Annotated in this window: 12 protein-coding genes, 1 tRNA gene and 1 other RNA gene; 11 read left to right on the top strand and 3 right to left on the bottom strand. The window is 70.7% G+C overall.

The genetic code is table 11. The features are described from left to right. The first annotated feature begins 81 nt into the window (after positions 1 to 81). From pruA to BAW75_RS08475, 9 genes are all read left to right on the top strand, one after another. Positions 82 to 1,710 (top strand): L-glutamate gamma-semialdehyde dehydrogenase, encoded by a 1,629-nt coding sequence (gene pruA / locus BAW75_RS08435; RefSeq protein WP_104113212.1) that lies wholly within the window; start codon positions 82 to 84, stop codon positions 1,708 to 1,710. 134 nt (positions 1,711 to 1,844) lie between these two features. Then, the gene (locus BAW75_RS08440; protein WP_043326375.1) at positions 1,845 to 2,360 is read left to right on the top strand and encodes a PadR family transcriptional regulator; all 516 of its coding nucleotides are present in this window, start codon (positions 1,845 to 1,847) and stop codon (positions 2,358 to 2,360) included. A 45-nt stretch (positions 2,361 to 2,405) separates the two neighbouring features. Continuing rightward, complete coding sequence (gene prfB, locus BAW75_RS08445) at positions 2,406 to 3,527, top strand: peptide chain release factor 2 (protein ID WP_043326373.1); 1,122 nt, start codon at positions 2,406 to 2,408, stop codon at positions 3,525 to 3,527. A gap of 118 nt (positions 3,528 to 3,645) precedes the next feature. Continuing rightward, a complete protein-coding gene (gene ftsE / locus BAW75_RS08450) occupies positions 3,646 to 4,326 on the top strand; it encodes a cell division ATP-binding protein FtsE (protein WP_013284225.1) in 681 nt (226 codons plus the stop codon). A 65-nt stretch (positions 4,327 to 4,391) separates the two neighbouring features. Beyond that, positions 4,392 to 5,267 carry a permease-like cell division protein FtsX gene (gene ftsX / locus BAW75_RS08455; RefSeq protein WP_030501420.1) on the top strand — a complete coding sequence of 292 codons (876 nt, stop codon included), beginning with the start codon at positions 4,392 to 4,394 and terminating at the stop codon, positions 5,265 to 5,267. Positions 5,268 to 5,398: 131 nt separating this feature from the next. Continuing rightward, on the top strand, positions 5,399 to 5,878 hold the full coding sequence (gene smpB / locus BAW75_RS08460; protein ID WP_030501421.1) for an SsrA-binding protein SmpB: 480 nt from the start codon (positions 5,399 to 5,401) through the stop codon (positions 5,876 to 5,878). Between the two features lie 103 nt (positions 5,879 to 5,981). Then, positions 5,982 to 6,357, top strand: a transfer-messenger RNA (tmRNA) gene (gene ssrA, locus BAW75_RS08465). Between the two features lie 175 nt (positions 6,358 to 6,532). Beyond that, positions 6,533 to 6,955 carry a hypothetical protein gene (locus tag BAW75_RS08470; RefSeq protein ID WP_043326371.1) on the top strand — a complete coding sequence of 141 codons (423 nt, stop codon included), beginning with the start codon at positions 6,533 to 6,535 and terminating at the stop codon, positions 6,953 to 6,955. Positions 6,956 to 6,996: 41 nt separating this feature from the next. Beyond that, entirely contained in the window at positions 6,997 to 7,941 is a 945-nt protein-coding gene (locus BAW75_RS08475; RefSeq protein WP_104113195.1) for a hypothetical protein, read from the top strand. 3 nt (positions 7,942 to 7,944) lie between these two features. Here the strand turns inward: BAW75_RS08475 and mdlC are convergent, their stop codons facing one another. Both mdlC and BAW75_RS08485 read right to left on the bottom strand, forming a co-directional pair. Then, positions 7,945 to 9,537: a benzoylformate decarboxylase gene (mdlC, locus tag BAW75_RS08480; protein ID WP_104113196.1), complete on the bottom strand. Its 1,593-nt coding sequence runs from the start codon at positions 9,535 to 9,537 to the stop codon at positions 7,945 to 7,947. A gap of 109 nt (positions 9,538 to 9,646) precedes the next feature. Continuing rightward, entirely contained in the window at positions 9,647 to 10,447 is an 801-nt protein-coding gene (locus tag BAW75_RS08485) for an S-methyl-5'-thioadenosine phosphorylase (RefSeq protein ID WP_064447741.1), read from the bottom strand. Between the two features lie 148 nt (positions 10,448 to 10,595). Between BAW75_RS08485 and BAW75_RS08490 the strand changes: the two genes are divergently transcribed. Continuing rightward, positions 10,596 to 11,186 (top strand): YqgE/AlgH family protein, encoded by a 591-nt coding sequence (locus tag BAW75_RS08490; RefSeq protein WP_043330624.1) that lies wholly within the window; start codon positions 10,596 to 10,598, stop codon positions 11,184 to 11,186. A gap of 90 nt (positions 11,187 to 11,276) precedes the next feature. Then, positions 11,277 to 11,349: transfer RNA gene (locus tag BAW75_RS08495), tRNA-Ala, on the top strand. A 642-nt stretch (positions 11,350 to 11,991) separates the two neighbouring features. On the opposite strand, the gene BAW75_RS32280 is transcribed toward BAW75_RS08495, so the two are convergent. Then, positions 11,992 to 12,213, bottom strand: a complete 222-nt coding sequence (locus BAW75_RS32280) for a type II toxin-antitoxin system prevent-host-death family antitoxin (RefSeq protein WP_167435536.1) — start codon at positions 12,211 to 12,213, stop codon at positions 11,992 to 11,994. Positions 12,214 to 12,367: the final 154 nt, after the last annotated feature.

The raw sequence follows: 12,367 nt of genomic DNA on the forward strand, positions 1-12,367 counted from the left end.
GGCGCCCCGGTGTCCGGCCGCCCGGCCGGCGCCCGCGGGTCCGGTTTCGCCGTCGCCGTCGAGATCGCCAGGAGCCTGTTGATGGACGCCGTGTTCTCCGTACCCGAGCCGCTCAACGAGCCGGTCCACTCCTACGAGCCCGGCAGCGCCGACCGGGAACGGCTCCAGCGGCGGCTGGCCGAACTGGCCGCCGAGCGGATCGAGCTGCCCATGACGATCGCCGGCGAGCGGCGGATGGCCGGCGGCGCGTCGATCGACGTGGTGCAGCCGCACAACCACGCGCACGTTCTCGGCGTCACCGGGCACGCCACCCACGACGACGCCCGCGCCGCGGTGCAGGCCGCCAAGGACGCCGCGCCGATGTGGCGCGCGCTGCCGTTCGAGGAGCGGGCCGCGATCTTCCTGCGCGCCGCCGCGCTGCTGGCCGGCCCCTGGCGGGACACGCTCAACGCGGCCACCATGCTCGGCCAGTCCAAGACCGCCGTGCAGGCCGAGATCGACTCGGCGTGCGAGCTGATCGACTTCCTGCGCTTCAACGTGCACTTCGCCCGGCGGCTCCTGGCCGAGCAGCCGCTGTCCTCGCCCGGGGTCTGGAACCGCCTCGACCACCGGCCGCTGGAGGGCTTCGTCTACGCGATCACCCCGTTCAACTTCACCGCGATCGCCGGCAACCTGCCGTCCGCGCCGGCCATGCTCGGCAACACGGTGGTCTGGAAGCCGTCCCCGACGCAGCAGTTCGCGGCGCACTTCACGATGCGCCTGTTCGAGGCCGCCGGCCTGCCGCCCGGCGTGATCAACATGGTCACCGGCCGCGGCGAGGAGGTCTCCGAGGTGGTGCTCGCCGACCCGGACCTGGCCGGCATCCACTTCACCGGCTCGACCAAGGTGTTCCAGCACCTGTGGAAGACCGTCGGCGACAACATCGCCCGCTACCGCGGTTACCCCCGCCTGGTCGGCGAGACCGGCGGCAAGGACTTCGTGGTCGCGCACACCAGCGCCGACGTGGACGCGCTGCACACCGCGCTGATCCGGGGCGCCTACGAGTACCAGGGGCAGAAGTGCTCGGCTGCCTCCCGCGCGTACGTCCCACGGTCGATCTGGGAGGGCGGGCTGCGCGACCGGCTCGCCGCCACCGCGGACTCGCTGACCTACGGCGACGTGACCGACTTCAGCAACTTCGGCGGCGCGGTGATCGACGACAAGGCGTTCGGCCGGCACACCGCCGCGCTGGAGCTGATCAAGGGTGACGACTCCTGCCGCATCCTGGCCGGCGGCACCGCCGACGACTCGGTCGGCTACTTCGTCCGGCCGACGCTGTTCGAGTGCTCCGACGCGGCGCACGAGACGTTCACCACCGAGTACTTCGGGCCGATCCTCGGCGTGCACGTCTTCGACGACGCCCGCTTCGACGAGGTGGTCACCCAGGCCGAGTCGATCGCGCCGTACGCGCTGACCGGGTCGATCTTCGCGACCGACCGCCGGGTGGTCGACCAGGTGGCGGAGAAGATGCGGTACGCGGCCGGCAACTTCTACATCAACGACAAGCCGACCGGCGCGGTGGTCGGGCAGCAGCCGTTCGGCGGCGCCCGGGCCAGCGGCACCAACGACAAGGCGGGCTCCTGGCACAACCTGGTCCGCTGGATGTCGCCTCGGACGATCAAGGAGACGTTCGTTCCGCCGACCGATCACACCTACCCGCACATGGGCTGAGACGCTCGAAGAGGGCCCGTCCCGGCCGGGACGGGCCCTCTTCCTCATCCGACAGTGCACATCGGACCGGTCCGCGGGTGCCGAAATAGGCAAATCCTGGACGCCAGAGCCGACAAAGTGGCAGCTTAGAGGGCATGGCGGATTCCGGAGTCAACCCGACGGCGGCAGCTTTGCTCGGCCTGCTGCACGACGGCCCGATGACTGGCGGCCAGTTGATGGCCGCGGCTGAGCGCCGGCTGGCGCCGTACTGGTCGATGACCCGCAGTCAGGTCTACCGGGAGCTACCGGTCCTGGCCGAGAAGGGTCTGGTGCGTCTCGGCAAGCCCGGGCCGCGCATGAGTCAGCCGTACGCGCTGACAGCTGCCGGTAAACGGACATTCTCCCGCTGGCTGGCGGAGAATCCCGGCAAGGACACCATCCGTAACCCGATAGCGCTACGGATGGCGTTCGGCAACCTGCACTCGGCGAGCCAGCTCAAGAACCTCTACGCGACGGCGAACGAGTACCACACCGAGGCGCTGGCGGCGGTGCGGGAGCAGGTCAAGAACGCCAAGAAGGAAGGCGAGAGCTACGACGCCAGCGCGCTGGAGTTCGCCGTCGCCTACCACAAAGCGGCGCTGTCCTGGCTCAAGACCGCGCCGGTCGGCTGACCACCTGCAGCAGGTTGAGGGAACGACGCAGTAGTCTTGTCTGTCGTGACCGCTGCCGATTACGCCGAACAGCTCAAGGAACTCGACGCCACGCTGCGCAACATCGAGGCCGTGCTCGACCTCGACAAGCTGCGCGAGCAGAAGGCACGGCTGGAGCAGGAGGCCTCCGCGCCCGACCTCTGGGACGACCAGGCCAAGGCGCAGCAGGTGACGTCGCAGCTGTCGTACGTCAACGGCGAGATCACCAAGCTCGGCGACCTGCGCTCCCGGCTCGACGACGCCGGGGTGCTGCTGGAGCTGGCCCAGGCGGAGGACGACCCGGGCGCGCTGACCGAGGTCGAGTCGGAGATCGCCGGGCTGACCAAGGCCATCCAGGAGATGGAGGTCCGCACGCTGCTCTCCGGCGAGTACGACTCGCGGGAGGCGCTGGTGGCGATCCGGGCCGGGGCCGGCGGCGTGGACGCCGCGGACTTCGCCGAGATGCTGCTGCGGATGTACCTGCGCTGGGCCGAGCGGCACGGCTACCCGACCGAGGTCTACGAGACCTCGTACGCCGAGGAGGCGGGCCTGAAGTCGGCCACCTTCACGGTGAAGGTGCCGTACGCCTACGGCACGCTCAGCGTGGAGTCCGGCACGCACCGGCTGGTGCGGATCAGCCCGTTCGACAACCAGGGCCGCCGGCAGACCAGCTTCGCCGGCGTCGAGGTGCTGCCGGTCACCGAGCAGACCGACCACATCGACATCCCGGAGAACGAGGTCCGGGTGGACGTCTACCGGTCGTCCGGGCCGGGTGGGCAGAGCGTCAACACCACCGACTCGGCGGTGCGGCTGACCCACATCCCCACCGGCATCGTGGTGACCTGCCAGAACGAGAAGTCCCAGCTGCAGAACAAGGCCTCCGCGATGCGGGTGCTCCAGGCCCGGCTGCTGGAGCGCAAGCGGCAGGAGGAGGAGGAGAAGATGGCCGGCCTGAAGAGCGGCGGCACCAGCTCCTGGGGCGACCAGATGCGCTCGTACGTCCTGCACCCGTATCAGATGGTGAAGGATCTGCGTACCGAACAGGAGACGGGCAATCCGTCCTCGGTCTTCGACGGTGACCTGGACAGCTTCATCGAGGCGGGAATCCGCTGGCGGAAGCAGCAGCAGCTCAGCGCTGACGGTGCGTGATCACGTTCGGACTGAGCGCGTCATCGATCCCGTTCTGACCGGGTAAATCGATGACGCGCACCGCTTCGGCGGGCCTGGGGGCTTGGCTCTGCGGTTACACCGCGTAGACTACCGACCCGTGATTCAGCTTGAGCAAGTGACGAAGACGTACCCGAAGGCGTCCCGGCCTTCGCTCGACAACGTGTCCGTCTCGATCGAGAAGGGCGAGTTCGTCTTCTTCATCGGTCCATCCGGCTCCGGCAAGTCCACCATCATCAAGTTGCTGCTGCACGAGGTCACGCCCAACAAGGGTCGCGTCGTCGTCAACGGCAAGGACGTGACGTCGATGCGTTCCTGGAAGCGACCACACTTCCGGCGTTCCATCGGCTGCGTCTTCCAGGACTTCCGGCTGCTGCCGAACCGCACCGCGTACGAGAACGTGGCGTTCGCGCTGGAGGTGATCGGCAAGACGAAGGCGGTCGCCCGCCGGGTCGTGCCGGAGGTGCTGGAGCTGGTCGGTCTCGGTGGCAAGGAGCACCGCTACCCGCACGAGCTCTCCGGTGGTGAGCAGCAGCGTGTGGCGGTGGCCCGGGCGTTCGTCAACCGGCCACTGATCCTGCTGGCCGACGAGCCCACCGGAAACCTGGACCCGGACACCTCGATCGAGATCATGCGCCTGCTGGACCGGATCAACCGCACCGGCACGACCGTCGTGATGGTCACGCACGACTCCAACATCGTGAACCAGATGCGGCGCCGGGTGATCGAGATCGAGAGCGGCCGCATCGTGCGCGACCAGGCCCGCGGCGTCTACGGCTGAGCCGTACGACGTTCCGTAGACCCTGACGACGAACCCTCACGCCGGAGAGCCGGAGGAATATCCCGATGCGGATGAAGTACGTCCTGTCCGAAGTACTGGTCGGGCTGTGGCGCAACGTCACCATGACCATCGCCATGATCATCACAATGGCGGTGTCGCTGTTCATGCTGGGCGGCAGCGGCCTTCTGTACCAGAAGGTCGGCGACATGAAGGACCTCTACTACGAGAACGTCGAGGTCTCGATCTTCCTGAAGACCGACGCCACCAAGGAACAGGTCGACGCGCTGGGTCAGCAACTCGACCAGGACCCGCTGGTCAAGGACTCGACGTACGTCAACAAGGACCAGGCGTACGAGCGCTTCCAGCAGATGTACGCCGACGCCCCGGACCTGGTCAGCGCGGTCAAGCCGGACCAGCTTCCCGAGTCGTACCGGGTGAAGCTCAACGATCCCGAGCAGTACAAGGCGATCTACGACAAGTACAAGACCGCCGAGGGCATCGACACGATCGTCGACCAGAGCAAGCTGCTCGACAAGGTCTTCGGCGTGCTCAGCGGCTTCCAGAACGGCGCGCTCGCGATCGCTATGGTGATGGCCGTCGCCGCCCTGCTGCTCGTCGCGAACACCATCCAGGTGGCCGCGTACAGCAAGCGGCGTGAAGTGGCGGTCATGAAGCTGGTCGGCGCGTCGAACTGGTTCATCCAGGCGCCGTTCGTGCTGGAGGCGGTGGTGGCCGGTCTGTTCGGCTCCATCCTCGGCCTGCTGGCGTTGATCGCGGTGAAGGTGCTCGCGGCCGGCAGTTCGATGGCGGCCCTGGAGGGTCTGATCACCCCGATCTCCTGGTCCGACATCTTCCTGACCTTCCCGCTGATGGCCGCCGTCGGTGGCGTGGTCAGCGCGGTCACCGCCTGGGTCACGCTCCGCTTCTACCTGCGGGTCTAGTCACCCGTCCGGCTCCGGCAAGGGCCCTCCCGCGCGGAATAAACCGCGCGGGAGGGCCCTTGTGGTTCCGGTAGCATGATCTTCGCTCGCCGGCCGGTGGCCGGCGACGGACCGGGAGGGAGGTGGCGCCGATGCCACGGGAAAAGGGTCGCAAGGTGGTCGCCTCCAACAAGAAGGCGCGCCACGACTACGCCATCCTCGACACGTACGAGGCGGGCATGGCGCTGACCGGCACCGAGGTGAAGTCGCTGCGGGCCGGGCGGGCGTCGCTGGTCGACGCGTTCGCCCAGGAGCGTGACGGCGAGATCTACCTGCACGCCATGCACATTCCGGAGTACGCCCAGGGCACCTGGACCAACCACGAGCCCCGGCGTACCCGCAAGCTGCTGCTCAACCGGATCGAGATCGACCGGCTGCTGGGCAAGCTCAAGGAGAGCGGCCTGACGCTGGTGCCGTTGCAGGTCTACTTCTCCGACGGCTGGGCCAAGGTGGAGATCGGCCTGGCCCGGGGTAAGAAGTCGTACGACAAGCGCCAGGACCTGGCCAAGCGGGACGCCGCCAAGGAGATCGCCCGGGCGGTCGGCCGGCGCGGCAAGGGCATGGCTGAGTGATACGTCCGGTTCGTCCGGCTGCCCGCGTCGGGCGGGCCTCGGGATGAATCCGGTTGCGCCAGGCGTTAGGCTTGGTGTGCTGCCGACAGGGGCAGCGCTTCGAGGGGGTGACTGGTTTCGACTTCGTACGCAGCGACAGGGGAAGCGAGCCGAGGAAGCCGACGTCGTCTCGAGAATCGGTCGTCGGAAACCAATAAGCGCCAAGAACAATCGCGCTGACTTCGCTCTCGCCGCCTGAGGCGAGTAGCAAGTCTGTCGGCCTGGGAGCGCCTTCGACCCAGTTAGCCGGCATCAGCTAGAAGGCTGGCCAATCGGACCCGGTCGCGGGGTCCGTGCGGCGAGATCAATCAGCGACTGGGCCCGTCACACCAACTTGCTCGCGTGAGCGGTGGGGCCGAGTAGAGGCACAGCGAGCTGCGCTCGGAGAAGCCCTGACAAACCGGCGAAGGACCCGGGTTCGATTCCCGGCACCTCCACCACACGGCCTGTGCGCCCCGGTCCACGAGGACCGGGGCGCACAGTCGTCTGAGGCCTCTGAGCCAGCCGGGGCAGATGGTGCCAATGCGGCAGATGAGGCGCGTCGCAGCGCTGGACAGCGCCGCGTACCGGGTCCACCATCGCCATACGGGTTCGCCCAGCAGCGGGAGGTGTCCCATGGTCACCAGTCCGATCCAGCAGCCGATCTCCGTGCTCCCCACCGCTCCCGGTGACCTGCGCGCCCTCGCCCGGGCCACCGGCGGTCCGCGCTGGCGGGAGCGCCTGCTCACCGACCTCGACCCGGTCCGGCGGGGCTTCACCGAACACGTCCGCGTCACCGAAGGGCCGGGAGGCCACTACGCCGACCTGGTGCGCGCCGCGCCGCGGCTGCACCGGGGCGTACGCCTGCTGGTCGCCGAGCACGCCGCGATCCTGGCGGCGCTGGCCGCGCTCCAGCACACGGTCCGGCTGCCCGGGGCGTCCGCCGCCCAGGTGCGGGCCCGCACCGTGGACCTGCTGCGCGCGCTCGACCGGCACCGGCGCCACGGTGCCGACCTGCTCTGGGAGGCGTACCAGGCCGACCTCGGCGGCGAGGACTGAGCCCGGGGGAACCGGCCGGGACGGGCCGGCGTCCAACCGGTATGCGTCGCGTGCTCGCCCTGCTCGGGATCTCGTTGCTGACCCTCTCCGCCTGCGCCACGCCCGGCGCCGCTCCCGTCCGGACGCCGCCCACCGGCCCGGACCAGCGGCCCGCGTTCACCGAGCGGGCCGAGCTGGTCGCCGCCGGCTGGCGGCCCGGGCCGGGCTGGCGCGACGGGTACGTGCCGCTCCAGGACGCCACTGTGCTCACCGGCGACCCGGGCTTCACCGACGAGACGAAAGTGGCGTTCGGGGCGGGCTGGTACCGGGACCAGATCCCGATCCCGGCCGCCGTGCCGAAGGACGGCACGATCCGGTTCCCCGACGGCACGCTGCGGGTGCCGTTGGTCAGCGCCGCCGACGCGTACGCCCAGCTCCGCCAGGGCGACCCGCCGCCCTGCGACGGGCGCCCCGCCGCGCCCGACCCGGCACCGACCGAACGGCCCGGCCCGAACGACCCGGTGTCGACCTCGGCGCCGACGCCGTGCGTCCCGCTCACAGTGACCGAGGTACGGCTGGGCAGCGCGCCGGTGTGGACCAGCCGGGGCCGCGCCGACGTGCCCGCCTGGCTGTTCACCGTGGACGAGCTGGCCGTACCCGTGGCCCGGATCGCCGTCGCGCCGCGCGTGACCGGCCGGGCGCCCGGCGGCGCGGTGCCCACCCGGCCGCTCCCGGCCGGCCTGGTGTCCGCTCAGCAGTTGCGGGCGGTCGAGGGCAACCGGATCGACTACGTGCTCGGCGTCGGCGCCTGCGACGGCCCGCCCACCCCGCTCGTGCTGGAACGGCCGGACGTGGTGGTGATCGGCGGCGCCGTGATCGCCTCCACCGGCGTCTGCACCGCGCAGCTCGTGCTGAAGCCGGTCAGCGTCACGCTCGACGCGCCGCTCGGCGGCCGGGCCGTGCTGGACGCCGCCAGCGGCGCCCCGCTGATCGTCCAGCCCGGCTGAGTCTCAGAGGATCCGTGGCACGTCGGTGCTGATCGGCACCGGCAGCACCGTCGGCCGGTCCGCGGCCGACGCGGCGTCGAGCGCGGTGCCGAGCCCGTCCAGCGTGGTCACCGCACCGGCGCAGCCGTAGCCGTGCGCCACCGCCGTCACGTCCAGCCCGGGCAGGTCCAGCGCCGGCACACCAGGGGTGTGCTTCAGCTCGGCGAACGCCTTCAGGATCGCGTACTGCTGGTTCACCGGAACCACGACGGCGAGCGGCAGGCGCAGCCGCGCCGCCGTCCACAACGCCTGGACCGAGTAGTGGAACGAGCCGTCGCCGACCACCGCGACCACCGGGCGGCCGCGCCCGGTGTCGCGTTCGGCGAGCGCCATGCCGACCGCCGCCAGCAGCCCGAAGCCGAGCCCGCCGCTGGCCATCGTCAGGTACGAGAGCGGCCGCTCGATCGGCAGCCGGCGGCGCAGCGCGGCCAGGTTGGACGGCGACTCCTGCACCAGCACCCCGTCCGCCGGCCACGCGGCGGCCAGCGCGGCGAACAACGCGTCGGCGCTGGGCGGGTCAGCCTGCTCCGGCGGGGCCGGCTGCGGGCGCGGTGACGGCGCGGGACGGTCGGTCGCCGGCAGCAGCTCGCACAGCGCGGCCATGGTCAGGCGGGCGTCGCCGAGCAGGCTGTCCCCGACCGGGGCGCGGGCCGCCTCGTCCGGGTCGTCTGTGACGTGCAGCAGCCGCGCGTCGCCGGGCAGGTAGTCGCCCGGCACGTGCGGGTAGTAGCGGAACACCGGCGCACCCACCACCAGCACCACGTCGTGGCCGCGCAACGCCTCCGACAGCGGCCCGATCGCGTACGGCAGCACGCCCCGGAAGTGCGGATGCCGCTCGGGGAACACGGCCCGCTCCGGGGCCGGGGCGGCCCAGACCGGGGCGGCCAGACGCTCGGCCAGCGCCACCGCGTCCGCCCAGGCGTCCGACCGGTCCACCGCCGCGCCGAGCACCAGCGCCGGGGCACGGGCGGCGGCCAGCGCGTCGACGAAGCTCCGCAGCCGGTCCGGGTCCGGCGCGATCCGGGGGGCGACGGTACGCACCTGCGGCGGCGGGTCGGCCGGGCGGTCCCAGTCGTCCATCGGCAGGGAGAGGAAGACCGGCCCGGCCGGTGGCTGCACCGCCGAGGCGTACGCCCGCATGAAGGCCGCCGGGATGTCCTGCGCGCGGGCCGGCTCGTGGGCCCACTTGACGTACGGCTGGGCCAGCTCGACCGCCCGGGGGCTGGCCAGGCGCGGCTCGATCAGCAGCATCTCGCGGGTCTGCTGGCCGGCGCTGACGATCAGCGGCGTCCGGTTGTGCCAGGCGGTGACCAGGTTGCCCATGCCGTTGCCGGTGCCCGGCGCGGTGTGCAGGTTGACGTGCGCGGGCCGGCCGGTGCCCTGGGCGTAGCCGTCGGCCATCGCGACCGCCGACGCCTCCTGCAGCGCGTGCACGTAGTGGAAGTCGGCCGGGAACTCCTGCAGGAACGGCTCCTCGGTCGAGCCCGGGTTGCCGAAGACCGTGGTCAGCCCGAGCGCGCGCAGCAGGTCGTAGGTCGCCTCCCGCACCGTCGCCATCGCCGGCTGCCTCCGTCCTCCACGCGGATGCCGGAGACGGCCCGGTGCCCGGTCCCCCGACCAGCCGAATCTATCGGGCCGAGGCCGACTTTTCGGGCGCTTCCCGCGCTCAGGGCAGCGGGAACGGCAGCTTGATCCCGTCCAGCGCGTGCCCGCACCCGCACTCCCGCTCGGCGGGCAGCGCCGCGACGGCGTCCAGCAGCAGCCCGCGCAGCCGGTCGGTGTTCTCCGCGAAGACCCGGAACACCTCCTCGTGGGTGACCGACTCGCCCGCCTCGACGCCCGCGTCCAGGTCCGTGACCAGCGCGATCGACGTGTAGCAGAGGGCCAGCTCACGGGCCAGCACCGCCTCCGGGTGGCCGGTCATGTTGACGATCGTGCCGCCCATCGAGGCGAACCAGCGCGACTCCGCCCGGGTCGAGAAGCGCGGACCCTCGACCACCACGACGGTCCCGCCGTCCACCGCCGGCACGCCCCGCCCGGCCGCCGTGTCGAGCAGCGTGCGCCGTCCCACCGGGCAGTACGGATCGGCGAACGACACGTGCACCGCGCCCCGGTCGTAGTACGTCTGCACGCGCCCGCTGGTGCGGTCGATCAACTGGTCCGGCACCACGAACGTGCCCGGACCCAGCTCCGGCCGCAGGCCGCCCACCGCGCAGGGCGCCAGCACCTGGCGTACGCCCAGCGACCGCAGCGCCCACAGGTTCGCCCGGTAGGGGATCAGGTGCGGCGGGTAGCGGTGATCACGCCCGTGGCGGGGCAGGAACGCCACCCGGCGACCGCCCACCTCGGCGACGGTGATCGGGCCCGACGGCTCGCCGTACGGGGTGTCCACCACGTGCTCCACCCCGTCGAGCAGGGCGTAGAGACCCGACCCGCCGATCACCGCCAGTTCGGCCTGCGCCGCCATCCGACCCTCCCTCGATCCGTCGTGATCACCCGCCGTCAGACCTTAACCAGCGGGCCGGACGCAGGCTATGGTGCGTGACATGGCGTTGACAGGATGGACGGTCGACGGCCTCGGGCCCGTACGGGCGCACGGCTGACGGGTGTCGGACATGCAGAGTGAGGGGCAGGCGATCGGTGGCCGAGCCATGGAGTCGATGACCGGACGACTGCTGGTCGCGACACCAGGGCTCAAGGATCCGAACTTCGACCGTACGGTCGTGCTGCTCGTCGCCCACGAACCCGGCGGCGCCCTCGGGGTGGTGCTGAACCGCGCCACCGAGGTCTCGGTGGCCGACGTGCTCGGCGACTGGAGCGACCTGGCCCGCGACCCGGCCGTGCTGTTCGAGGGTGGCCCGGTGCAGCCCGACTCCGCCATCTGCCTGGCCCGGATGCGGCACCCCGTCCGGCCGGTCAAGGGCTTCCACCGCGTCTCCGGCGCGGTCGGCACCATCGACCTCTCGGTCGACCCGGAGAAGCTGCGCGAGGCGGTCGGCGGGATCCGGGTGTTCGCCGGCTACTCCGGCTGGGGCGCCGGACAGGTCGAGCGCGAGATCGAGGAGGGCTCCTGGTTCGTGCTCGACGCGCTGCCCGGTGACGCCTTCGTCGACCGGCCGGATGATCTCTGGCCGATGGTGCTGCGCCGGCAGGGCGGCATGATGGCGGCGGTGGCCCACTTCCCGCCGGATGTGGCACTGAACTGACCCCCTCGGTGGGGGACCCCCGCGAGATGACCATGCGGGGCGGCGTGTGTATAGTTCTTCCCGTGCCCGGGCGACCGGGGACGATCGCAAGGGGCCGTGGCGCAGCTGGTAGCGCACCACACTGGCAGTGTGGGGGTCAGGGGTTCGAGTCCCCTCGGCTCCACCGATCGCACCGTTGTGCGAACCGGTGGTACTCCTGAGGTGCCCCCGTCCGTTTCGGGCGGGGGCATTGTCGTGTCGGCGGGGATCTTGAACGCGGGTACGACTCCCTGGTCGGTGAATCGGACTTCGGCGATGACGGGCTTGGAATTGAGCGAGTCGTTGGCGGAGTTCGCGGATGCGGGGTCCGGCGGTGGCGTCGTCCATGGTGCCGTTTTCGATTTGCCGTGTGGTAGCGGTCGATCGAGTTTTTCGGTGGCTCGTCCGGATGCTGCGCCACCTGAGCCTCAAGGACCGCAGCCTGGTCAGCCACACTCATCGACACGGCACCTACCGCACTGAATGCCTGTCGCGATCGGGCACGGAGCCAGGGGCGTCATGGGCGGTACACGTCAATTCGATAAGCACTTCCACAGCAGTGACGGTGTGAATGTCATCGTCAATGCGGTAGATGATCCGATAGGTGCCTCGCCGGGCGCTGAATCGATCTGACAATGGCGGCAGCAGACGCTTCCCGACCCGGCAGGGTTTCGCGCCAACGGCCCGGTCATGAACTCGTACGAGGCCACAGTGGCGGCCGGGGCCTTACGCGACCGAGGCGCGACGGGCGCGAATGATCTCCGCGCGAGGGCGGGCAGACACCTCTTCACCTCGGCACGTTCCGCGTCGAGTCGGCCGGCCGCCACAGGGTGCCCGCATCCCCGAGAACCGCGACCCGTTCCTCCAGACGCTTCAAGTCCTCCACCGAGACCAGCACAGCGGACGGCCGACCATGCATGGTCACTTCGCTGCTGCGTTTGTGCAGTTCCCGTACGGCGTTGGAAGCCCCGTGACGGAGCTGCGAGTCGTCGAAGACGTCGTCGAGCACGAGTGTTGCCCGGCTTGGGACCACGGCCCCGGCAAAGTCGTTAGGTGCCGAACAATGCCAGCGGGCGGGTGCTGTCGCGGGCGTGATGCCGGTTGGCGGCGGTCGGTGTTGCGGTCGGTGTCGCAGGTAGCAGAGCCGGTACGCAGGACGGTGA

The sequence above is a fragment of the Micromonospora chalcea genome (assembly GCF_002926165.1).
Taxonomy (GTDB): domain Bacteria; phylum Actinomycetota; class Actinomycetes; order Mycobacteriales; family Micromonosporaceae; genus Micromonospora; species Micromonospora chalcea.